The organism is Bergeyella cardium, assembly GCF_003614945.1.
In the GTDB taxonomy this organism is placed as follows: domain Bacteria; phylum Bacteroidota; class Bacteroidia; order Flavobacteriales; family Weeksellaceae; genus Bergeyella_A; species Bergeyella_A cardium.
On record NZ_QYCZ01000001.1, the window covers coordinates 349,888 to 374,915 of the forward strand.

Here is a 25,028-nt window from a genome sequence, read left to right on the forward strand (position 1 = left end):
TTATGCTCACAAATATAAGAAAAAATCACAGTCAGAGATGCTAAAAGTGAGTAATTCTTTATCCATAATCCCATAAGTAATAAAAAGTAACATCTATTTGAAATCCTCTTATTTAAAATAGAATTAAATTTTTTCTTATGAGACTGATTTATTTGGTTAATGAAATAAAAAGACTCTATATTTGCCCTCAAAAATAGAAAGACTTATGGTTTTATCAGCTTTTTGGCCTTTTTACCAGTATTTATGGACGGTGTATTTCTTTATAATGTTCATCATTGGTTTCTGGTGTATCTTTATGTTTGCTACGGTTGTAGTGCCATTTTGGCTTACAGCAGGTCTTAAAGAATATTTTGGTAAAGTAAAACCATTTGACCCAGAGCAGGTGAGAAGGAAGAGATTAAATGAGCAGGAAGGTGTTGAGGTAATCTATTCCCAACCGAAAGGAGATGGACCATTCATCCATCATGGGCATCATCATTAATTTAGGAGTTTGATTTGACAGATACTTTTTTGAGGCAGCTACTTCATTCTTTTTGAAGTAGCTGTTTCGGTTTTATTAATAAACTTAAGCATTCGTTTTATTCCCTTAAAAATAGTATTACCTTTGTGAAAAATTAAAATAATGTCTGAAATAATACTTAATACAATCCCAGAAGCCATTGAGGATTTAAAAAATGGAAAAGTAATCATAGTAGTAGATGATGAAGATAGAGAAAATGAAGGAGATTTTCTTTCCGCTGCCGAGTTAGTAAGCCCGGAGGTGATTAATTTTATGACGATACACGGTAGAGGGCTTATCTGTACTCCTCTCCCTGAAAAAAGATGCGATGAGCTTGGGCTTGATATAATGGTATACCGAAGCAGCGACCCGAAAGAAACCGCATTTACAGTTTCTGTGGATTTACTCGGCAAGGGCGTTTCTACTGGGATTTCCGCATCGGATAGGGCAAAAACCATAGCTGCACTTATGGATGAGAATAGCAAGCCTACCGATTTTATGCGACCAGGGCATATCTTCCCGCTTAGGGCAAAATCTGGTGGAGTATTAAAAAGAGCAGGGCATACCGAAGCTGCTATAGACCTTACCCGACTTGCAGGGCTTAAAGAGGGGGGCGTAATCTGTGAGATTATGAATGAAGATGGCACAATGGCAAGGCTTCCACAGCTCATAGAATTAGCAAAGAAATTAAATCTTAAAATCATATCCATAGAAGACCTTATAGACTATCAACTCAAAAAAGGAGACCTTGTAAACAAGATTGAGGAGCGCCCAGTAAAGACTTTCTACGGAGATTATGATTTTTATGTGTTTCAAGAGAAACATACCGACCAACTGCACTTTGCACTAACGAAAGGAAGCTGGGAGTTTGATGAGCCTGTCTTGGTTAGAGTTCAGAGCTCAAGTGTTTATTTTGATGTGCTCCACCAGCTTACCAATGGTGAAAAACCTCTCCTCGACAGGATTACAAAGCTCATCAATGATGAGGGAAAAGGTGCGCTTGTGTTCATCAACAATGTATCTAATGCTGAAAATACGCTAAGGAAACTCCAGCAGTTCAATAACCAGCAAGACGGTCAGAAGCCCATCACAAATCCGAATTTTGCAGAGTACGGTATCGGAACTCAGATTTTAAAGAAGCTCGGCATAAGCAAATTCAGAGTGATAAGCCAAAACCCAGAACACAAACCAATGATTTCTGGCTACGGTGTAGAAGTAACCGAAATGGTAAAATTAGGGGCATAGCCCCTTTAATTAGGATAAGAGGGAAAATATTTTCCCTCTTTTTTTGTGCTTTATTATCACGAAAAAATAGTCTTAAAAATGAATAATATCCCGTTGTTTTCTTAATTTTTTATAATACTAAATAGAGCACTCAATGCCTTATAATAAAAGGGGCCTTGCACCCTAACTCATTACATATCACAAAAATTTGTATAAAATCTAAATTATTTAGATGATTTTTATCATATAAAAGTCTTAATTTTGGGGGGACAATAAAAGTTTAATCCTATAAACTCATTTACGATATGATTTTTGACCTTGATATGATTAAAAAAGTGTATGAAAGGTATCCTGAACGAATTGCTGAAGCAAGAAAAGTCGTAGGCAGACCACTTACACTCTCAGAAAAGATTCTTTATGCCCACCTTTGGGAGGGAAATGCAACCACAGCACACCAAAGAGGGAGTTCTTATGTAGATTTCGCACCCGACAGAGTAGCAATGCAAGACGCTACAGCACAGATGGCGCTCTTACAGTTTATGCAGGCGGGTAAGGCTAAGGTAGCAGTACCTTCTACGGCACACGCAGACCACTTGATACAGGCAAAAGAAAACGCAGAAATAGACTTAAAAGTAGGAAAAAGCAAGAACGAAGAGGTGTTTAACTTCTTAGGTTCTGTTTGTGATAAATACGGCATCGGTTTCTGGAAGCCAGGAGCAGGAATTATTCACCAAGTAGTATTGGAGAATTATGCATTCCCTGGCGGGATGATGATCGGTACAGACTCTCACACCGTAAATGCAGGCGGGCTCGGTATGGTAGCGATAGGTGTAGGAGGTGCAGATGCGGTAGATGTAATGGCAGGAATGCCTTGGGAACTTAAAATGCCAAAGCTCATCGGAGTGAAACTCACAGGTAAAATGAGTGGATGGACGGCTCCAAAAGATATTATCCTGAAAGTAGCAGGCATTTTGACCGTAAAAGGAGGTACAGGTTGTATCGTAGAGTATTTCGGTGAAGGTGCAGAATCTCTCTCCGCTACGGGTAAAGGTACGATTTGTAATATGGGAGCAGAGATAGGTGCTACTACATCTACCTTTGCTTATGACGATTCTATGAGGAGATACCTTGCAGCTACGGGCAGGCAGGAAGTGGTAGATGCTGCTGATAAAGTAGCAGAGCACCTTAGATCTGATGCCGAAGTTTATGCTGAACCAGAGAAATATTATGACCAGTTAATAGAAATCAACCTCTCTGAGCTTACGCCACATCTCAATGGACCTTTTACCCCAGATTTGGCAACTCCTGTTTCTGAGTTTAGAGAGAAAGCAGAAGCAAACGGCTGGCCTTTGGATGTAGAATGGGCTTTGATAGGCTCTTGTACAAATTCATCTTATGAAGACCTTTCCCGTGCAGCTTCTATCGTAGAAGATGCCGTAGCAAAAGGGGTGAAACCCAAAGCTATACTCGGTATTAATCCAGGTTCTGAGCAAGTGAAATTTACCGCTGAGAGAGATGGTTTCCTCAATTCTTTTAGAAAATTTGATAATGCAAGAATCTTTACCAATGCCTGCGGACCTTGTATCGGTCAGTGGGATAGAGAGGGAGCAGAAAAGCAAGAGAAAAACTCCATTATACACTCTTTCAACAGGAACTTTGCTAAAAGAGCCGATGGAAACCCAAATACCCACGCCTTTGTAGCTTCCCCAGAAATGGTGGCAGCGGTAGCTATTTCTGGTAGATTAGACTTTAACCCTATTACAGATACCCTGACCAATGAAGCAGGAGAGCAGGTAAAATTAGCCGAACCTAAAGGCTATGAGCTCCCAACAAAAGGCTTTGCAGTAGATGATAACGGCTACCAGGCACCATCCGAAGACGGTTCTAATGTACAGGTTATCGTAAGCCCTACTTCTGACAGGCTTCAGCTCCTCGAAGCATTCCCTGCTTGGGACGGCAAAAATATAGAAGGAGCTAAGGTACTTATTAAGGCTTTTGGTAAGTGTACTACTGACCATATTTCTATGGCGGGACCTTGGCTTAAGTACAGAGGGCACCTTGATAATATCTCCAATAATATGCTCATCGGGGCTGTGAATGCCTATAATATGGAGACAAACAATGTTAAAAACCAGCTGACAGGTGAGTATGGCGAAGTGCCAGCGGTACAGAGGCAGTACAAAGCTGCAGGTATCCCAACCATAGTGGTAGGAGATGAAAACTACGGCGAAGGCTCTTCCCGTGAGCACGCAGCTATGGAGCCGAGACACCTTGGCGTAAGGGCTGTTCTTGTGAAATCATTTGCGAGAATCCACGAGACCAACCTTAAAAAACAAGGGATGCTCGGTCTAACATTTAATGATAAGGCAGACTATGATAAAATTCAAGAAGATGATACGGTAAACTTCCTCGACCTTGATCAGTTTGCCGTAGGTAAGCCGCTCACCCTTGAGTTTGTCCATAAAGATGGAAGCAAAGACATCATCATTGCCAACCATACTTATAACGAGCAACAGATTGACTGGTTCAAAGCGGGCTCTGCTCTTAACCTCATTAAGCAGCAGAATAATAAATAACTTCATAATTTAAATACATTTTGAAAGCCTCTCCTTACCAATACTAATGGAGAGGTTTTCTATTGCTTTGAAAAGGAAATTCAATTAAAAACAATATTTTTGCAACCTTAAATTTTAAGTATGGAAAAAGTGAGAGTTCGTTTTGCTCCAAGCCCTACGGGAGCCCTACACTTAGGAGGTGCCAGAACGGCGTTATATGATTATTTATTTGCCAAAAACCAAGGTGGGGACTTCGTCTTAAGAATAGAAGATACGGATACCGCCCGCTTTGTAGAAGGTGCGGAGGAATATATAATGGAAGCCCTTGAATGGTGCGGTATTATCCCAGATGAAAGCCCTAAACACGGAGGCCCTTATGCCCCTTATCGCCAGTCTGAAAGGAGGCATATCTACGATAAATACACTCAAGAGATTTTAAAGACAGATTATGCTTATATCGCCTTTGATACGGCTGAGGAATTAGATAAAATCCGAAAAGAATATGAGGAAAGAGGCGAGGTCTTCGCGTATAATTATCAGACCCGAGCAAGGCTTAGAAACTCGATTTCCCTTCCTGCGGATGAGGTAGAGCGTTTGCTCAATGAAAATACCCCTTATGTCGTGAGGTTTAAAATGCCATTTGACAGGGTTCTCAACCTTGAAGATATTATCCGTGGCAAGTTCTCCGTAAATACCAATACTTTAGACGATAAAGTCCTCGTAAAGAATGATGGGATGCCAACTTATCATTTCGCCAATATTATAGACGATCACGAGATGAAAATCTCCCATATAATCCGCGGTGAGGAGTGGTTGCCGTCTATGGGTTTGCACATTCTCCTCTATGAGGCTATGGGCTGGGAAGCTCCGCAGTTTGCGCACCTCTCGCTTATCTTAAAACCTGAGGGCAAGGGTAAGCTCAGCAAAAGAGATGGCGCCAAGTTTGGCTTTCCTGTTTTCCCATTAGATTTCTATGATAAGGCTTCGGGGGAGACTTTCAAAGGCTATAGAGAAGAGGGCTACTTCCCGGAGGCATTTGTGAATTTCCTCGCTTTACTCGGCTGGTCTCCTGCGGAGGATAGAGAAATCCTTAGCCTTGATGAAATGGCAAAGGAATTTGACCTCCACAAGGTGCATAAGGCTGGGGCGAGATTTAGCAAAGAAAAGGCAGAATGGTTTAATCACCAATACCTCCAAAAGAAATCGGTAGCAGAGCTGGTAAGCCTTCTAAAACAGATAGAAGGCGTGGCTGAGGCAAACCTCTCCGATGAAAAACTCGAGCGAATCGTCGGACTGATGAAAGAGCGCGCCACCTTTGTAAAAGATATTTATAACGATGGCAAATTCTTCTTTGAACGGCCACAATCGTATGATGAAAAAGCAGTAAAAAAGGCTTGGAAAGAAGATACTCCAGCGATAATTAGCGGGCTGGTAGCGGTTTTAGAGAATACCGATTTTAAGGCAGAAATACTAAAAGAAGCCATTCACCACTATGCAGAGGAGAAATCCCTCGGTATGGGAAGGGTGATGATGCCCCTCCGCCTCTGCCTCGTAGGCGAGCTTAAAGGCCCCGATGTACCCGATATATTAGAAATACTCGGCAAAGAGGAGTCTATAAAAAGACTTAGAGAGGTTAAGTTATAGATAGAAGGATTTTAATATTGAAAAAGCAGGAGTATCCTGCTTTTTCATTTTTTAGAGATTATATCAGAAATAAGTCTAAGATATTATAGAAAATATACTATAAACCGTTTTTAGAAATTATTTTTCTTATGAATTATTTGTATAAATGAAAAACATCAGTATCTTTGCGCCGAAAAAGTGAGAATATAATTCCATTGAAAATCAGTGAGCAGTTTTAATAGTATTAAATTGCCTGTTTCTTTGGCGTTATATTATTAATATTAATTAAATAAGTAAACAATTTTATTATGAAACAAGTGATTTATAGAGCAAGCGTATTGTGTTTCATTGGCTTTGGGGCACTAGCCAGTGCGCAAGTAACAACTCCGTATGATGGAAATGTTGGGATTAATGTAGAAAATCCAGAGGCTACATTAACGGTGAAGTCTTTACAAGGTAGAAATAATGGCACAACAAGAAATCTTGAACTTAATAATGGCGATGGTAATAACTTAATGACAGTGCTTAATAATGGTTTTGTAGGTTTAGGTACTCGTCAGCCTTCTGTAAAACTCCATGTAGAAAAGGGGAGTGTGCTTGTAACAGAAGGTAATTTTACTTCAAGAGTAGATTCTAATGAAGGTGGGCGTCTTTATTTGGATAATCCTAAAAAAAGTACAGGGAAGGAAGTGAAAACTTGGGCAATATTTAATATGACCAATACAGCTACAGGTGCTAAGTATAATCCAGGGTTACACTTTTGGGCGTATGCTGCTGATGGAACTAATTTAAATACTCAAATGATTATTACCGATGGAGGTAATGTAGGTATTGGCAGTCTCTATTCTAATCAAAAATCTCCAGATGAAAAACTAACCGTAGATGGTAAGATTAAAACAACTTCTTTAGCAGGTACAGGAGATCGCCCTGTATATGCAGACGCTAATGGTGTTCTTAAAGTAGGAACTGGTGGCGGTGCAGTACCTTCTAATCCAGGTGCGGTGGTAAGGAATATTCGTATAGTCGATGCAGGACCTATAGATATTAAGTCTGATGATTATATGATTCATTATACAGGAGCAGTAACAGCAAACTTGACTAATTTACCAGCTGCTGCAGATGCAAAAGGTAGAGAGCTTTGTTTCTATGCTGAGAATGATATAGTTCATACTGGTGCTATTGGTAACGCTGCAAATATTCATGCAGGTTGGTCAGGATGTATTATATCCAATGGTGTAAAATGGATTACTAGAAGTAACTAATATAATAAAGTATTAATTTTAAAATTTATAAGATGAAAAAGATTTTTATATTTTTGTCTGTGTCCTTAGTAAATACGTTAGCAATAGCTCAAGTTAGAAATAATGAGAGTCCTTCTAATGCAGCTATAAATAATACAACAGCTTTTTTAGACGCATCTTCTTCTCCAAAATGGAATGGTAGTAATAATAATGGTAAAGGTTTAGTTTTCCCAAGAACAGATCTCACTACAATGACTACATTAGTAGCTCCACTTGCGGGAAGACCTAATTCTTTCCCAACTCAGTTAGACGGTATGATTGTATATAATACAGGTACTGGTGAAACTAAGACAGGAGCTCAGAAAGTAAAAGTAACTCCAGGTTTTTATTTTTATGAAAATAAATCAACAACTCTTAATGGGGGTACTTGGAAGCCATTAGAAGGTTCTAAATGGACAAATGATTCTGCAAACAATCGCGTAAAACTTACTACACTTTCAGATGGTTCTACCGCAAGAGAAGATGCTAAAAACCTCTTTGTAGGTGATGATGGTAATCTAACCGTAGGAGCTATGAAAGACGCAAGTGCTACAACAGATCGTATGGTAGTAGCAGATAAAGAAGGTAAGCTAAAAGCTACTGTTATTCCTGTAAAAATGCAGGCAGCAACAGAGTGTAAAGAAGAAACTATAGGTACTATTAACTATGGAGAGTTTAATAAAGGAGGCAAACAAGTATCTGCTTTTGGTTTCTGTATGAAGAGAGATAATGTATTCCAATGGTTCTATATGTATGGAGGTGTAGGTGTAACCACTGGAAATGCTACTTTTGGAACTTTTTAATTTTGTGAATTAAAGAATATCTAAAATGAGGTTAAAAGGGCTTTTTCTTTTAACCTCTCTTTTAATATAGCTATAGACAAAGCAAAATACTAACAATTATAAATTCTAATGCAATGAAAAACAGATTATTATTTGCCGTTGCTGTATTAGGCTTCGGTGTTCAGATGAATGCGCAGGCTACAGATGATTATAGAGGGAGGGTAGGAATCAATACAAAAAATCCAGGAGCTACTCTTCATATTGAGAGTGGAAACAGCGATATGAAAGGGATAATCATCCCTCGAGTAAGTGCTAATGAGATGAAAGTAATGACTGCCAAACCTGCTTTTGGAGCAGAACAAAATGCTTTAACCGTTTTCTTGACAGAGGAAATGCCCATAGGAGACCAGAATGGAAAACTAAAAAATGTAAAAGAAGCGGGATATTATTATTACTCACACCCAGCAGGTCTTTGGCAAGCACTGGGAGCAAGCACAAATGGTGGAGGAAATAGTGGAGGGACATTTTATGCTCAGGATGGCATATTGACTGATGATGCAGACCATATCAGGACGGTAACCTTGCCTTCAGAAATGAAGCATGTATTATTCACAAGGGAAGCAGGAAGTACAAGTACAGAGCCAGTAATATTAGTAAATGGTAAAGTAGAAACTACGGCAGTAAATCTTAATTCAGATCAGAGGCTGAAGAGAGATATACAGCCAATAGCTTTGGATAATAAACTCTCAAAGCTCCGCCCAGTTACCTATTATTGGAATGAAAAAGGAAAGCAAAAAGGAGGAGATAATAGTCTACAGTATGGTTTTATTGCACAGGAAGTAGAGCGTCTTTATCCAGAGATGGTATCTACGGATAGTGAGGGTCTAAAATCAGTGAATTATATTCAGCTAATCCCTGTACTTACGAGGGCATTGCAGGAAGAGCGCGCAAGAAATGATGCTCAAGAGAAGAAAATAGAAGAACTTACAAAGGCAGTACAAACCTTAAAGCGCAATAGATAATGAAGCGGTTGTTATTATTAATCTCATTTCTGTATTTATTTACAGGAGTGGGGAGTAGCTATCTAAAAGCACAACTTAAGGATAGCGATTGGTTTGTAGTGGTGTATGATACGACAATTGATCACCCATATACTAATAAATATAGTATTACATTTAAAATGGGTTTTCATAGTGGGAGCTTGAGTGGAGCACCTATAAAATTACAATATCAGCCAGAGGATATACCGGATAAATCAGTATGGGAATTTCTACATCCAGTTCCTAATGCGCGACATTTGACTTGTAGTTTTACTAAACCAGGCAAATATAGAGTGAGATTCCCCCCCAATATTAAGTATTATTTATCGATGTTAGTTGGTGGTGAAAATTATTATTCAAAAGCAATAAGAATAGAGCAGTGGGGTACAGCAAAGTGGGAAAGATTTAATATATCAGGTGCAGAGAAATTAGAGGTAACAGCTACTGATATGCCTCAATTTGCAAAGGATGCAGACTTAGCAAATATGTTTGAAAACTGTAAATCATTGGTAGGAAATTCTACTTTCCCACAGTGGGATACTTCTAATGTTAGAGTTATGTATAGAATGTTTGCTGGTGCCAATTCTTTTAATCTGCCTATTGGTAACTGGAATACCTCTAATGTAAATGTAATGCATTATATGTTTGAAAATGCTACATCCTTTAATCAACCTATTGGGAATTGGGATACTTCTAATGTTACGGATATGAGAGATATGTTTAGGGGAGCTACATCCTTTAATCAACCTATTGGTAACTGGAATACTTCTAATGTTATGGATATGAGAAGTATGTTTAGAGAAGCTACTTCCTTTAACCAACCTATTGGGAATTGGGATACATCAAAAGTAAAAGATATCAGAAATATATTTTTTGGGGCTTCTTCTTTTAATCAAAATATTGGGAATTGGAATATTAGAAGTGTAACAAATTATGATCCTCATATACCTTCATATGATACAAAAGGAATGTTTGAAGGCTCTTATTTATCTGCTTACAATGTAGATAAGATTTTGGAAGGCTGGAGTAGATATGCTAATGTGAGAGATTGGCCATCAAATTCTAGGGACTTGGGGTTAAGTAATAAGCACTATTGTAATGATATAGCGAAATCACGAATGCAATCTATGGGTATTATAATAGCTGCTACTAAGAAATGTGGCTTACCAGGAGAGATGTATCTACAAGAGAGAGAGGGGAGAAATATTTTTTCAGGCGTAAAAGAAAATGGTGCTTACGAATGGTTAGAAGAATATCAGGATTATTCCTCTGTATCTGGTGCTCCGACTATTTTAGGAGAAATGCAATATGCATCAGCTAAAGGAGTGCTTGTTGCGTCTAAGGATAGAAGAGGTTCAGGAAATACAAAAGTCTATTCCTTGGTAAATGAACCTTATGGTTCGGCTAATATAGAAACTCTGCCAAAATCTAAAGTTATCAATGGTACTCCTCATGAGATAGGTACTTTAGTATATAATCCAGACACAGGAAACTTTTATGAAGGTACAGATAAAGGTTGGGAGAGGATAGATAATTAAAATTTACATTAATAAAGATTGCAAAAAAAAGCCATCGTGTTTAACGGTGGCTTTTTTATTATGTTGCAGTAAGGTTTTAATTAGATAAAGTACTGGGAATATAAACAAGAGGAGTACCACTGAGTAGAGAGTTATTATTTTAGAAAGCAATATTTTCTGTCCTGTATCTGTGGTTTTACCTGTTTTACAAAATCTATCTTATTAATGGGTAAGCATTAACTTATGTGTGATTAATAAAAGAGTACGGCACCCCAATTTGGGGTGCCGTACAAAACAAAATACTAACAACTATAAAAACACACTGTACATAAGTACGAGGTTCTATATTCTTTTAATATCTTACTCCTCTATTAATCGTGGGTGAGGCGGTAAGTCCAATTTCTGTTATAAATATGGTATTCATAACTATGCTTTTCCTCCCAAGCAGTACAACTTACATCTGGTGGGAGAGGACCAAAGCTTCCTCCTACGCCATTAGCACATTCTTTTGATGGAGTACATTTTCTTTGTTCACTATTGCTAGATGAAGAATCATACGAGTGGTAGGATAATTTTGATTTTTCCTCTATAATGTGAGATATTTTTAATGAATTATAGAATGGATCTACTTTATTATAATAGTTAATATCTAATAAATAAACCTCTGGCAAACTCATTCTTCCACAAGAAACATATGAAGTATATATATTTCTTTCAATAGTATTTCTCTTTTCAAATCCTTCTGAAAGATATTCACCCATTATATAGAGTGCATGATCTATATCATAGGTATGGCTACCATTTGGATACCCTATATTTGAGTTATACCTTGTATCCAGACCATTTATAGGGAACCAGACTATAGAGCCAGACTTATCATATAGATAAAAAGCGTTGCCATAACCAGCTTGTTTTTTGGCTATATCATTATTAATAAACTCTGCACGAAGCCAAGACCAGTTATTATACTTACCATCACCTGCTGGTATTCCTCTCTTTTGTCCAAAAGGTCTATTAGGGATAAAACCTGCTGTTTTTATATCTTCAAAATCTGCATTATCTGGAATTTTCCAGCCATTACCCACTCCTGCTTCTGTATATCCTGTAACCAAAGGATTATCATTCTTTAAGCCTGTCGTCCAAGTTCCTGCTTGTTCTTTATAATAAGATGAATAAACAGTATGTTCATATAAGTTGGATGGTCGTTGATATACAAAGGAAACATCTTGTGCATCCTGGGTAGCTCCCACATATCTTTTACTCCATCTTTTTCTTGCTTTGTGCTGCAGGTGAGATTGGGTTACGGCTGTATTATTAGAGTTCTTTAAGCCTACATCTTTCCAAGACTCCCAATCTCCATTTGCTTTTTGAAAAGAGATCTCTAAATCAATTTTTCGGTCGGCATTGGTAAGGTTTTCTTTTAGCTGATATTCGTAGGCTATTATATCCCCTTTCCCATCATATTCATAATCATAATCTCCCCACTGGGAATCGGTATGAGCATAGCTTCCTATAGGACCTCCATCATACTTAATCCTGATTCTAAATTTGGTTGGTGAAGAAACCCAAGCAAAAAAACGCTCTGGACCAGGATTTACTTTACTTTTATAGACTGCTGGCACATCCCCATTCAGCTCCTTACCATATACATCCAAAATATTTGAGTATAAATATTTTGGTTTATAGTTCTGTACTACCTTTACAGTTCTTGTTAAATTTAAATTTTCTCTTTTAAAATAGATAGTTCTATTTGAAATTCTATCTGTATTATTTTCAGGATAATTATAAGTAACGGGTGTATGACCATTTACACTTGATGAACTTGGAGTTAATGATTCTCCCGCTATACTCAATCCGCTACTTGTCCAAGATCCATTTGAATAAACATTAATAGTAGTACTTCCTGCGTTATAATCTAATGTAAGAACTTCGGGATACACCTCAAATATGATTGCATTATCCAATAAATGCCATTTATTTCCTTCTACTCCTTCCCAATAGTGATTTAAGTAATAGATAATCTTCCCTACCTTATGAGAATGGGGATTATTTGGAAAACCTACAGGAGTAAAATTTCTATTCCTAAGAGGTCTATTTTGATCTTCCAAACGAATTACACTTCCATGGGTAGGAGTATATTTTATTTTTCCATTCTCAGTAGGAGCTTCGGCTACATTCTGCGCATGTTCATCTAAAGCTACATATTGCCCATTTGTACTGCTAGGATCCAATTGATTAGGAATACAGCCAAAAAGGTATGTTCCTCCCCAAGTCGCTACCTTTAATTGACCTGCTTTTAAAGTGATTTGTGGAGAACCGAACTTACAAGTTATAGATTGCTGTGGTGTAGACTGGGCAAAGGTTAAATACTGTAGCCCACTGACCAATAAGCCCAGTAGTATATATAATCTCTTCTTCATATCTTACTACTTTTTGCTTTTGTTTGCCTTTGAGCCTTTCCCTTCCAGTTTCTCTAATCTCCCTTCTAAGTCCTTTAGTTTTGCTTGTGATTCTTGCAACTCTTTTACAAGTAATGGTATTACCTGTATGTAGTTTACAGATTTATAACCATCGGAGCTTGTATTTACTAAGTGTGGATATACCTGCTCTATTTCCTGTGCAATAAAGCCGTACTGCAAATCTTTATTTCCTCCTCTTTTCTCTCCCTCTACATTCCAGTAATAAGACACAGGGCGAAGCGCAGCTAAGCTATTTGGCTGGGTTATGGGCTGTATCTCCCTCTTTAATCTCCTATCCGAATTCATATCAATAGATGTTACTTTCAGCATTCCCTGAACATCTACTGCTTCATTATTATTCCCTGCCTCTCGTTTAAACACAAGGCTTCCAGCATTTTTTATCGTTACCGTTCTGTCTGTTGAGATTTCACCATCGTCTGTATAAAGGGTTTTTACAGATGATGCTCCTGCTCCTATTACGGCTGTCCATTCCGTACCATTATAAAAATAGAAACCTTTGTTTTTTACATTTTTCACTGTGGTTTCAGCTCCTGTATAGCTTACATCATTTACATAAACCAGCGTAGATTCTTGCAGATTGGCTGGAGCTACTTTTGCTAATCTTTCCTTGCTCAGTCTTGGGATAAGTAAGCCTTCATTACTCGCATCGGCTTTTACCGCAGCATTCTCTTTAGAAGGATTTAAATCCAAAGTAGCCTTTGGTTCCTCTGTGTTTATTCCTACTTTCCCTTGATAATCTGTTTGTGCACTTGCTAATACTCCTGTTAGCAACATTGCAAAAAATAATTTTTGCTTCATACGATTTTATTTTAATGTTAATATTTAGTATTTTTTTTATTTTCTTTTGTTCTAATAGTATATTCAACTTCTCAGTTAAAACCAGCTCTATCATATATTCAATACAAAATACCCATTAGTCAGGTGTCTATAACACTCAACTAATGGGCATAGAACGCCAATAGCGTTATTTTCTTTGTGTTTAAAAGGAGATGTGTGTTTATAAATATTTTTCATCTATGCAAATTTTTGAGTGTTTTTTTACTTTATTTTATTTCCACAGTCGTGAATGACAAAGGTAGAAACTTTTTTATAACTACCAAATTTTCAATGAAAAATCCCCCCTTTTTAGGGAGGGATTTTAGGTACTTAAAAATGCTTTGTTGGTAAGTCGAAAAAAAGGATTGTCCCAAATAAAATATCCCTTTCTCTGTTTTTAGGAGAAAGGGATAAAAATGTATTTAAAAATGAAAATTTAATATACTTGGATAGTATTTTACTGAAACATTAAATAATAAACTTACTACTGATGGACTGGTAAGTATGTACACTTTTCATTACTTCAGCAAAGAGGGGAGCGCAGGAGAGCACTTTTATCTTGGGAGATTTTTCTGCTTGTACGGGGATAGAATCGGTTACGATGACCTCTACCATAGATGAGTTTTGTATATTATCATAAGCCTTTCCAGAGAGTACACCGTGGGTAGCGATTGCTCGTACGGACTTTGCACCGTTCTTTATCAGTATATCCGAAGCTTTGCAAAGCGTACCTGCGGTATCTATCATATCATCTATAAGGATTACATTTCTGTCTTTTACATCGCCTATCAGGAACATATCATCTACTACATTTGCTCTTTTGCGCTCTTTGTAGGCTATTACTACTTCTGCTCCTAAGTGGCTAGCGTAGTTCTTTGCCCTTTTGGCACCGCCCATATCGGGTGAAGCGATGGTCAAGTTATCCAAGCCTAATGACTGAATATAAGGCACAAATATCGTGGAGGCATAGAGGTGATCCACGGGGATTTCAAAGAAGCCTTGAATCTGGTCGGCATGCAAATCCATCGTCATAATACGGGTAGCACCTGCAGCGGTTAGTAGGTTTGCCACCAGCTTTGCTCCTATCGGAGCTCTCGGCTTGTCTTTTCTGTCCTGTCTTGCAAGTCCGTAGTAAGGAATCACTACGGTAATGTTCTTTGCAGAAGCTCTTTTGGCAGCATCTATCATTAGTAGAAGTTCCATAAGGTTATCTGCTGGAGGGAATGTAGAGCCGATAAGAAAAACTCGTCCGCCTCTTACGGTTTGGTCGAGTACGGGCTCAAATTCTCCATCGCTAAACTCTTGGAAGTTGATTTTCCCGAGTTCCTGTCCATAATGTGCGGCGATTTTCTCCGCTAATGCTTTGCTTGTTCGTGTAGAAAACAAATAAGTTGCTTGCTCAGCCATTTTTACTTTGTTAGTTTTAATTACGCGCAAATTTAGGAAAATTTTGATACTTTTGAGGACTCAAATAATGAATTAATTTCTACTTCGGAAATCTAAAAAATAACCGCTGTACAATAAAATTAAAATTCATTAGTTAATGAAATCATAATGAAGAAAATCATATTTCCTTTTTTCCTTTTAATGCTATTAGTGGCGTGTAAAAGCACCAAAAAAGCACAAAACAAAAGTGTAGGTCTCAAAGGTTTTTATACCTATTATAATACCTTGTTTAATGGTAAGGAAGCCTATGAAGCCGAAATAAATAACCGCAAGAAAAATCATCAGGATAATTTCTATACCGATTATATTAGCTTGCTCCCAAATGAAGAGCCGGAGCTCAATTCTGAAAAATCAAACGAGCTAGGTCCAGAGAACAGCGTTTTCTTTACGAATAAAAACGCTATTGAACCACCGAAGACTGAGGGTGGGAGTTCCTTGCAGGTAACCGAAGCCAAAGCCTTGAAAGCCATCAGTAAGTATTCGGTAATAAAAAATGGAGAGGAGAGAAATAAAAGCCTTTTTGATGCCTATATCCTCCTCGCTAAAGCAAGGCTGATGATGAATAAACCCGTAGAAGCCCTTGATGCGCTCAACACCCTTGTGAGCAATATGCCGAAGTATAAAAAGTTGTCATTAGCTAAAATTTATCAAGCAGAGGCTTATACTCGGCTTGGGGACTACTACAAAGCAGAAGAGGTATTCCAAGAAGCACAGAAAGATCCGAAAATAAAGAAGTCTTATGCCAAGCTCCTTTCCCTCTATCACGCTGAAATGCTCTTAAAAGCGGGCAAAAAAGAAAAGGCCGTAGAGGAGTTGGAAGAAGCATTCAGGCTTAATAAAAACCGACAGTTAAGAAGCCGTATCGCATACCTTAGGGGGCAAATTCTCAATCAGCTTGGGAAGAATGATGAAGCAAGAGCCAGCTTTACTACCGCTTATAAATATGCTAACAGCTTTGAGTTTGAAGTAAAGGCTCAAGTAGAAATCGCGAAGACTTTTACCTCTGGTGATAATTATGATGAAGCCAAGAAATATGTAGAAGACATCAGTAAGAAAGGCGTATATCTCTCTCGAAGAAATGAGTTTTACTATGCTTTGGGGCTTATGGCAGACAAGGCAGGCAAGAAAGACGAAGCCGATGCCTATTTCAGGAAGTCCTTAGAGGGAGAGGCTTCGGATAAGCAGATTCGTGGGCTCGCATTCTACCAAATCGGGAAAGCCTATTTTGATAAAGATGACTACATCCCCGCAGGGGCTTATTATGATTCTGCTATCGCTGTGATGACCTATGCGCCACAACGGGAAAAACTCGCCGAGCAAACCAAAAATATTAAGAAGATTACCCAGAATTATTACCTCATTAAAAAGAATGACAGCATCCTTGCCCTTACCAAAATGTCTGATGCCGAAAGAGAAGCCTACTTTGGTAAGATAATACAAGAGCTAAAAGAAAAAGAGGAAAAAGAAGAGCGAGAAAGACGCCGCGCCGAGCGCTCCGAAGGCTTTGATACGGGAGATTATAATGCCAACTCTGCATTTACCTCTGGCAGGCTCGAGGATTTTTCTTCCCCGAGAAACAAAGGTGGGTTCTACTTTGCCAATGCCAGCACCGTAAGTAAAGGAACCAACGACTTTAAACAAATCTGGGGCAATAGAACCTTAGCCGACAATTGGCGATACTCAAATAAAATGGGCTCGATAGAAGAGGAAAAGCAAAAAGCAATGGGCGTAGAATCCCCGAAAGACCCAAGGCGTTTTGAAGTAGCCTTCTACACAGAGAAAATCCCTACCGATAAAGAGCAAATAGCCCAGCTGAAAAAAGACAGAGACACTGCCAGCTTAGGATTGGGCAGGATGTACGAGAGCTACCTCTCCAAAACGCCACTCGCAACCAAGACGCTCTACGATTTGGTAGATTCCAAGCCAGAAGATGAGGTGAAACTCCAAGCGCTATACACCATTTTCTCTATTAATTATGAGAAAACACCAGAGGCAGCAGAGCGAGCAAAGCAGCTCATTATACAGGATTTCCCTCATACCCCTTATGCGGAGTTTGTGAAGAATCCTAAAAATACCAACTTCTCTGCTACCTCAGACCCGGAAGTCCAGAAGCGCTATACTGAAGCCTTTAATCTCTACTCAGAGGAGAAGTTTGAAGAGTCTAAAAACATCATAGAAACTACAATAGAAAACTATCCGAAAGATGCTTTAATTCCGAAATTTGAACTCCTAAGGGCATTCAACACGGGGAAAACGGTAGGTAAAGAAGTGATGATTCTTCAGCTCGAGCAGCTCGCACTCGGCTATCCTAAAACAATAGAAGGCGAAAAGGCAAAACAAATGCTCAAATACCTGAAGTCTGATGTAGAAGTGGAGCTTAGAGACGAGGCAGGCGAAAAAATAGACAAAGCTCCGGAAAAGAAACCCGCTCCCAAACAGCAGAAGCCCATTAGTGAAGAAGATTTAGAGTGAGATAGACTCCCCAAACCCTAAGGTTTGGGGTTTTTATTTCATCTCAGATGATTATTAAAATAAATCCTGCCGTGCTACGGCTCACTAATTAGTGAAAGCTCGTTTTTATTTATTTTCTATCTTTCACTAATTAGTGGAAGCCCGTTTTTGTTCATTTTCTGCTATTCACTAATTAGTGGAAGCCCGTTTTTGTTCATTTTCTCCTTTTCACTAATTAGTGGAAGCTCGTTTTTGTTCATTTTCTACCTTTAACTAATTAGTGGAAGCAAAAAATTTTTTTTCCATTCACTAAATAGTGAAGGGAATTTTTTTTATTACGAAATAATACTAAACCCAAGTTGAGATAAAATATCATTTATAAAAAAAAGCGAACAGCCATTCGCCAAAACTCCTATTTTTTTTACTTTTGCCGAAATAAAATTCAGCTATGAAACAGTTTTTTATCTTTTTAACGGCGATGCTCCTCCTCGTTTCCTGCAAGAAAGACAAGGTAGATGCAAGCAGTACTATGGCTTTCCAAGAGAGTATTAATGATATGGCTTCTGGGCTTTCTACTTTGGAGCAGATAAAATTCAATGAAGCGCTCTACATCCTTAAAACTTTTGGTGTAGAAGGAGAAACCGATTTAGAACGAATGAAAAACCTCGCACACCTCCTCGATGCTAAGAATGTAAATGAAATCTTGGCACTCGCCGATAGCATAGCGATAAAAAATGAAATAGAATGGAGCAGTACCGCCCCTCCATCATTAGGTGAGACGAGTATTTTTAATAATGATAAAGCCTCTGAATATGACCCGAATGATATAAAAGCAGCCGCTTTGGAACTGGCGGTTACCGAGATAAAAAGAGATTCAGTGTCAGGAGCTACGGGCGTAAAAGCCGTCCCAAGATTGGTAGATAATGACGGGCAACCTGTGGAATTTAGCAATGCCGCTTTGGAAGTTACCTTTGAAGTGTATAGCGGTGGCGAAAAGCTCTTCTCTACCAAAAATCTGATGCAGAATAATGATTTTGCGGGTTTTAATTTTAATTTCATTAAGCTATCAGCAGATAAAGTAGTAGATGATAAAGTAGATATCACCGTAACGGTGAAGACAACCCATAAGAAGTTCAAAAAATCCAAACGAGGGATTAAGGTAAATCCAAAATCGCTCAACATCCCTGCACCAGCAGTAGAAGAAGAGCCCGAAGAAACCGCTCCAAGCACAACCGATGAAACCCCAGCTGAGACTCCAGAAGGAGACCCGAAAGTTACAGTTTCCAAGTTTCTGAGCAATCTCAATGCACAGAATTTCCGAGGGGCGTATAGCTCTTCCGAGAACCCTAACTGGGGAAGCTACGATGATTTCTCTAATCCTGTTTCAGGCTTTGGAGGGGTGAAGAGCCTTTCTGTAAAAAAACTTTCTCCTGCTAAGGTAGAAGGTAGCTCGGCATCGGTTTCGGCAACTTATGAAGTAACCGATAAAGAGGGAAATTCTACTACGCTGAATGTAACCTTTAGCCTTAAAAATACCAATGGCGAGTGGAAAATTTCTAACTATAAAATCAACTAAAAAAATATAAAACCGCCAGATTATCGCGCGGATATGAATTTGAAAATAACAAATATCGAATGAAACTTATTGAAAAACTGAACGAAACCATTGTAAACATCCCAGATTTCCCAAAGGAGGGGATACAGTTTAAGGATATCACGCCCATTTTTCTTAACCCAGAATTATACGAAGAGATTATCGCCCGTTTTGTAGAAAATGCAAAAGGTAAAGTAGATGCTGTTTGCGGTATAGAGAGCCGAGGCTACCTCTTCGGAATAGCGATAGCTGTAGCGCTGAAAGTACCGTTTATCCTCATTAGAAAAAAAGGAAAACTCCCCCCACCTTTCATCGGAGAGAAGTATGATTTGGAGTACGGAACATCCGAAATAGAAATGAAAACTGGGCATATAAAAGCAGGGCAAAGAGTCTTGATACACGATGATTTATTGGCAACGGGAGGTACTGCTATCGCAGCTGCTAAGTTAGTAGAAAGGCAGGGAGCAAAGGCTACGCTTTTCAGCTTTCTGATAGAGCTGGAAGCACTCGGTGCGAGGGAGAAAATTGATAAAACAGGAGCAGAATTATTCAGTATTTTGAAGTATTAATCCATTATTATTCACTTTAAACCTTAGTTTCGGCTATTGGTTTATTAGACTAAAAAGATTACATTTGCAGACATTTTATTAGAATTATGGCTAAACATAAGAAACAAGTAGAAGGGAAAGAAACCGTAGAGTTTTTTCAGGAATTAGATAGAGAAACCCTAAAAACCGAGAAGTTTTTGGAGCGAAATTCAAAACTAATCATAGGGATTTTCATTCTTATACTCGGAGGGATACTCGGGTATTTCGCTTATCAGCAGTTCGTCATCACTCCTAAAAATGAGGAAGCATTAAAAGGCTACTTTGCAGCGCAAAAGAACCTTGAATTAGGAAAAGAAGCAGATGCTCTCGGTGGTAAATCTGCTGTAAATCCTGGCTTTTTGGGAACTTCCAAAGAGTTTGGAGATACTAAAATCGGGAAGCTCTCGGCTTATAATGCCGCTTCAATCAAGTTTAAAGACGGGAAATATCAGGAGGCGTATGACCTTTTTAATCAATTCTCTTCCAGCAATGATATTCTAATGGCTCTAAAATATGGTGCAATGGCAGACTGCAAGGTGAATCTCAATAAGAATGATGAAGCGCTTTCACTTTTTGAAAAGGCAATTTCTTCATCAGATGATGATTATACTGCATACTATTTTACCAGAAAGGCAGGGGTGTTGGCGATTAGCATCAATAAAAAAGCAGAGGCAAAGAAATACTTCAGCACGATTGATGAGAAGTATCAGGATTACGACAATGGTATGTCTGACGCTTATATAGAAATGGTTAAATATTACTAATATGGCTACTGTAAACTTATCTGAATACAAGCCACTTGATATAACTAATGCCGATGAATTTTCAATCGGCATTGTTGTTTCGGAGTGGAATGATTTCGTAACTGAAAACCTGTTTAAAGGGTGTTTCGAGACCCTTATAAAGGAGGGTGTAAAGGAGGAAAACATCAGCGTTATTCGCGTGCCTGGAGCTTTTGAGCTTAGCTATGCATCTATGCAGATGTGCAAATCTGAGAACTATGATGCCGTAGTGGCTATTGGTTGTGTAATCCGTGGGGAGACTTCCCATTTTGAGTTCATCTGCTCTGGTGTAGCACACGGGATTACCCAATGCAACACCCAAACCAATACCCCCGCAATATTCTGCGTACTCACCGATGATAATAGCGTACAGTCCATCGCACGAAGCGGAGGACACCTCGGCAATAAAGGTGTAGAAGCCGCAGTTACCGCCATTAAAATGGCTTATCTTCGCCACCATCCGTAGCCCCTTAGCAGCGGGAGGCGATTATTTTAAATTAAAGTATCTCTATTCAGATACCTTTAAAAAACTCCCTATTCTTATAAAAGAAAGACAATTCAAATAGTGCGGAAAATTCCCTCTCTAAGGAGAGGGATAAAACTATGCACGGCTGGAGCAAAATCTCCTCGCGTCAGGAAGATTTGCTGCTGGCGTTAAGAGATTTCATTGCTGGCGTTAAGAAATTTAGAGCTGTACGGGAGGTTGTTTATCAATGATTTACAAAGGTGGGTTTTTCTTCTATCAAGTAGAAAATAAAGCAAGGCGGTAAAAATACCGCCTCGCAATAGATAACCTAAAAACAAAATATAACTTTATGAAAAAATAATATTTCCTGAATTAATCAACATACGCAGAGAGGTATTCTCTGTTGAGTCTCGCGATGTTTTCAAGGGAGATACCTTTCGGGCATTCTACCTCACAAGCTCCTGTATTGGAGCAGTTACCGAAGCCTTCCTCATCCATAGCTTTTACCATATTGAGAACTCTTCGTTTGGCTTCCACTCTACCTTGTGGCAATAGGGCAAACTGAGAAACTTTCGCTCCTACAAACAGGGCTGCAGAACCGTTTTTACAAGTCGCTACGCAGGCACCGCAACCGATGCAGGCAGCAGCGTCCATTGCTTTATCGGCATCTTCTTTTGGTACGGGGATGGCATTTGCATCGAGGGTATTACCAGAGGTATTTACGGAGATGAAGCCTCCTGCTGCCATAATTCTATCAAATGCACTTCTATCTACCACCAAGTCTTTAATCACTGGGAAAGCAGCACTCCTCCAAGGCTCAATGTGGATGGTCTCTCCATCTTTAAACATACGCATATGGAGCTGGCAGGTGGTGATTCCTGTATCTGGACCGTGCGCTCTACCATTGATGTAGAGGGAGCACATACCGCAGATACCTTCGCGGCAGTCGTGGTCAAATGCTACAGGTTCTTTGCCTTCGTTTACTAAATTTTCGTTTAGCATATCAAGCATTTCCAAGAATGATGAGTCTGGTGAAACGCCTGAAATCTTATAGGTCTCGAACTGACCTTTTGATTTATTGTTTTTCTGTCTCCAAACTTTCAGAGTCAGGTTTAATCCTTTATGGGTACTCATTGGTTTATCAATTATTATATTGGAGATTATTTATAACTTCTTGTTTTTACTTCTATATTTTCGTAGATGAGCTCTTCTTTGTGCATCACTTCGCTATTGATATCCTTGCCTTTGTATTCCCAAACGGCAGCATATTTATAGTGTTCGTCATCTCTTTTTGCTTCACCTTCTTCTGTGGAGTATTCTTCACGGTAGTGTCCTCCGCAGGATTCGTTTCTGTTTAAGGCGTCGATTGCCATTAGCTGACCGAGCTCCAAGAAGTCTGCTACTCTAAGGGCTTTTTCAAGCTCTATATTCATCTCGTTAGCATCACCTGGAACTTTTACATCTTTCCAGAATTCGTTTCTTACTTCTTCTATCTCTTTTATTGCTTCTTCGAGGCCTTTGGCATTTCTCGCCATACCTACCTTATTCCACATAATATTTCCTAATTTCTTATGGAAATAATCTACGGAGTGGGTTCCTTTATTGGTCATAAAGAAGTTGATTCTGTCTTTTACTTCTTTCTCCGCTGCTTCAAATTCTGGTGTATCGGTAGGGATAACGCCTGTTCTAATATCCGCAGAAAGGTAGTCTGCAATAGTATAAGGCAGTACGAAGTATCCATCGGCGAGGCCTTGCATCAGTGCAGAGGCACCAAGCCTGTTAGCACCGTGGTCTGAGAAGTTTGCCTCACCAATTACGAAGCAGCCAGGGATGGTAGACATCAAGTTGTAATCTACCCACACACCACCCATAGTATAGTGTACCGCTGGGTAAATCTTCATTGGAGTTACATAAGGATTATCGGCCGTGATTTTTTCATACATAATGAAAAGGTTACCGTATTTTTCCTCTACCCAAGCCTTACCGAGGTCATAGATTTGCTGGTCGGTAGGGTTGTGAATATTTTTTTCTAAAGCTGCTTCCTTACCTTTTTTAAGGATTTCGGTAGAGAAATCAAGGAATACGCCTTCTTTTGTGTCGTTATTTTCAATACCAAAACCAGCATCGCATCTTTCCTTAGCTGCTCTGGACGCCACATCTCTCGGAACGAGGTTACCGAAAGCGGGGTACCTTCTCTCCAAGTAGTAGTCTCTGTCTTCTTCTTTTATATCTTGAGGTTTTAGTTTGCCTTCGCGAACGGCTACGGCATCTTCAATTTTCTTAGGAACCCAGATTCTTCCAGAGTTTCTTAGGGATTCAGACATCAGTGTGAGTTTAGATTGCTGAGTTCCGTGTACTGGGATACAAGTCGGGTGAATCTGTACGAAGCAAGGGTTTGCAAAGTATGCCCCTTTCTTGTGGATTTTCCAAGCTGCAGAACAGTTGGAGCCCATAGCATTGGTAGAGAGGAAATAGACATTACCATAGCCACCAGAAGCGATAACTACTGCGTGAGCAGAATGCCTTTCTATCTCGCCAGTTACGAGGTTTCTTGCGATAATACCTCTTGCTTTACCATCTACGATAACGAGATCAAGCATCTCATGGCGGTTATACATTTTGATTCTTCCTTTACCGATTTGTCGGCTCATAGCGGAGTAAGCACCGAGCAGAAGCTGCTGCCCAGTTTGTCCCTTAGCATAGAAAGTTCTCTTTACCTGAACCCCACCAAAGGAACGGTTATCGAGCTGTCCGCCATACTCACGACCGAAAGGTACGCCTTGAGCTACGCATTGGTCAATAATATTCACAGAAACCTCTGCGAGGCGGTATACATTTGCCTCTCTTGCACGGTAGTCACCACCTTTTATCGTATCGTAGAATAGTCTGTATATGGAGTCGCCATCACCTTGATAATTTTTCGCTGCATTGATACCCCCTTGTGCTGCGATAGAGTGCGCTCTTCTTGGGGAATCCTGATAGCAGAATGCTTTTACATTATACCCTTGTTCTGCCAGTGTAGCTGCTGCTGAACCTCCTGCAAGCCCCGTTCCTACAACGATAACATCAATCTTATCGCGGTTGTTCGGTGCTACGAGATTCATATGGTCTTTATGATTTTTCCATTTGTCTTTTAATGGACCTGCTGGAATCTTTGAATTTAGTACGCTCATTTTTTTAATTTAATAATTAATTTTACGCTAAATACTAATGATTTAAACGGTTTGAGAAATAAAGTGATATATAGCTACAATAGCAAATCCTACAGGGATAAGTATGGAGTACCATCTTCCGAGTGCCTTGATGAAAGGCGTATATTTAGGATGCCTTGCTCCAATAGACTGGAACGAAGACTGAAAACCGTGTGCAAGGTGAAGTCCTAATAATACAAAAGACACAAGATATAAGGCTACTCTCCATACAGCACTAAACTGCATTCTCAGGTGTTCGTAAGCAGTACCGTGTGCCTCAGCTCCTAAATAGTTTTTAGATATGGTAGGAAACCAAAAGTCTATAAGGTGAATAACGAGATAGATAAGAATAAACCCTCCCGAAATCATCATATTTCTGGACATCCAGGTAGAGTTTGCAGAAGCTCCACTTACAGCATATCTCACAGGTCTTGCCTTTTTATTTCTGAGCTCCAGAACGAATCCCATTACGAAGTGGAAAATAACTGCAAACATCAGAATAGGTTGCATTAAGAACTGAATCAGAGGATTACTTTCCATAAAATGAGACCCTTCATTAAATGCATTCTCGCTAAATACAGAAACCATATTCAGAGAAAGGTGCATAATCAAAAAGATCAATAAGAACATAGCTGATAATGCCATTGCATACTTTCTACCTACTGTAGAACTAAAAAATCCTGACATAGTTTTTC

General features: G+C 39.1%; 19 protein-coding genes. 13 read left to right on the forward strand and 6 right to left on the reverse strand.

What is annotated here, in order from left to right; all coding sequences use genetic code 11:
* Positions 1-205 precede the first annotated feature (205 nt).
* The 8 genes from D8991_RS01665 (at position 206) to D8991_RS01700 (ending at position 10,541) form a co-directional block, all read left to right on the forward strand.
* Positions 206-481 (forward strand): hypothetical protein, encoded by a 276-nt coding sequence (locus D8991_RS01665; protein ID WP_120488465.1) that lies wholly within the window; start codon positions 206-208, stop codon positions 479-481.
* 141 nt (positions 482-622) lie between these two features.
* Entirely contained in the window at positions 623-1,744 is a 1,122-nt protein-coding gene (gene ribB, locus D8991_RS01670; RefSeq protein ID WP_120488466.1) for a 3,4-dihydroxy-2-butanone-4-phosphate synthase, read from the forward strand.
* A 284-nt stretch (positions 1,745-2,028) separates the two neighbouring features.
* A complete protein-coding gene (locus D8991_RS01675; protein ID WP_120488467.1) occupies positions 2,029-4,299 on the forward strand; it encodes an aconitate hydratase in 2,271 nt (756 codons plus the stop codon).
* Positions 4,300-4,419: 120 nt separating this feature from the next.
* Positions 4,420-5,922 carry a glutamate--tRNA ligase gene (gltX, locus tag D8991_RS01680; protein ID WP_120488468.1) on the forward strand — a complete coding sequence of 501 codons (1,503 nt, stop codon included), beginning with the start codon at positions 4,420-4,422 and terminating at the stop codon, positions 5,920-5,922.
* A gap of 317 nt (positions 5,923-6,239) precedes the next feature.
* A complete protein-coding gene (locus D8991_RS01685) occupies positions 6,240-7,163 on the forward strand; it encodes a hypothetical protein (RefSeq protein WP_162926721.1) in 924 nt (307 codons plus the stop codon).
* A 59-nt stretch (positions 7,164-7,222) separates the two neighbouring features.
* Positions 7,223-7,984 (forward strand): hypothetical protein, encoded by a 762-nt coding sequence (locus D8991_RS01690; RefSeq protein ID WP_221407562.1) that lies wholly within the window; start codon positions 7,223-7,225, stop codon positions 7,982-7,984.
* A 113-nt stretch (positions 7,985-8,097) separates the two neighbouring features.
* Positions 8,098-8,985 carry a tail fiber domain-containing protein gene (locus D8991_RS01695; protein WP_120488471.1) on the forward strand — a complete coding sequence of 296 codons (888 nt, stop codon included), beginning with the start codon at positions 8,098-8,100 and terminating at the stop codon, positions 8,983-8,985.
* A complete protein-coding gene (locus tag D8991_RS01700; protein ID WP_221407563.1) occupies positions 8,985-10,541 on the forward strand; it encodes a BspA family leucine-rich repeat surface protein in 1,557 nt (518 codons plus the stop codon). Before D8991_RS01695 ends, D8991_RS01700 begins: the two co-directional genes overlap by 1 nt.
* Positions 10,542-10,891: 350 nt before the next feature.
* Here the strand turns inward: D8991_RS01700 and D8991_RS01705 are convergent, their stop codons facing one another.
* The 3 genes from D8991_RS01705 to D8991_RS01715 form a co-directional block, all read right to left on the reverse strand.
* Entirely contained in the window at positions 10,892-12,940 is a 2,049-nt protein-coding gene (locus D8991_RS01705) for a BACON domain-containing protein (protein WP_162926723.1), read from the reverse strand.
* 6 nt (positions 12,941-12,946) lie between these two features.
* Entirely contained in the window at positions 12,947-13,798 is an 852-nt protein-coding gene (locus D8991_RS01710; protein WP_120488473.1) for a tail fiber domain-containing protein, read from the reverse strand.
* Between the two features lie 486 nt (positions 13,799-14,284).
* Positions 14,285-15,223, reverse strand: a complete 939-nt coding sequence (locus tag D8991_RS01715) for a ribose-phosphate pyrophosphokinase (protein WP_120488474.1) — start codon at positions 15,221-15,223, stop codon at positions 14,285-14,287.
* Positions 15,224-15,370: 147 nt separating this feature from the next.
* Between D8991_RS01715 and porW the strand changes: the two genes are divergently transcribed.
* From porW to ribH, 5 genes are all read left to right on the forward strand, one after another.
* A complete protein-coding gene (gene porW / locus D8991_RS01720; RefSeq protein WP_120488475.1) occupies positions 15,371-17,734 on the forward strand; it encodes a type IX secretion system periplasmic lipoprotein PorW/SprE in 2,364 nt (787 codons plus the stop codon).
* Positions 17,735-18,161: 427 nt separating this feature from the next.
* Positions 18,162-19,289: a hypothetical protein gene (locus D8991_RS01725; RefSeq protein ID WP_120488476.1), complete on the forward strand. Its 1,128-nt coding sequence runs from the start codon at positions 18,162-18,164 to the stop codon at positions 19,287-19,289.
* Positions 19,290-19,348: 59 nt separating this feature from the next.
* Positions 19,349-19,876: an adenine phosphoribosyltransferase gene (locus D8991_RS01730; RefSeq protein WP_120488477.1), complete on the forward strand. Its 528-nt coding sequence runs from the start codon at positions 19,349-19,351 to the stop codon at positions 19,874-19,876.
* Positions 19,877-19,962: 86 nt separating this feature from the next.
* Complete coding sequence (locus tag D8991_RS01735; protein WP_120488478.1) at positions 19,963-20,658, forward strand: tetratricopeptide repeat protein; 696 nt, start codon at positions 19,963-19,965, stop codon at positions 20,656-20,658.
* Between the two features lies 1 nt (position 20,659).
* Entirely contained in the window at positions 20,660-21,142 is a 483-nt protein-coding gene (gene ribH / locus D8991_RS01740; protein WP_120488479.1) for a 6,7-dimethyl-8-ribityllumazine synthase, read from the forward strand.
* A gap of 372 nt (positions 21,143-21,514) precedes the next feature.
* Here ribH and D8991_RS01745 read toward each other — a convergent pair whose 3' ends face one another.
* Genes D8991_RS01745 through D8991_RS01755 form a run of 3 tightly spaced genes read right to left on the reverse strand, consistent with a single transcriptional unit; the run spans position 21,515 to position 25,020 of the window.
* Positions 21,515-22,276 carry a succinate dehydrogenase/fumarate reductase iron-sulfur subunit gene (locus tag D8991_RS01745; protein ID WP_120488480.1) on the reverse strand — a complete coding sequence of 254 codons (762 nt, stop codon included), beginning with the start codon at positions 22,274-22,276 and terminating at the stop codon, positions 21,515-21,517.
* Positions 22,277-22,302: 26 nt separating this feature from the next.
* Positions 22,303-24,315: a fumarate reductase/succinate dehydrogenase flavoprotein subunit gene (locus D8991_RS01750; RefSeq protein WP_120488481.1), complete on the reverse strand. Its 2,013-nt coding sequence runs from the start codon at positions 24,313-24,315 to the stop codon at positions 22,303-22,305.
* Positions 24,316-24,357: 42 nt separating this feature from the next.
* On the reverse strand, positions 24,358-25,020 hold the full coding sequence (locus D8991_RS01755; protein ID WP_120488482.1) for a succinate dehydrogenase cytochrome b subunit: 663 nt from the start codon (positions 25,018-25,020) through the stop codon (positions 24,358-24,360).
* Positions 25,021-25,028: the final 8 nt, after the last annotated feature.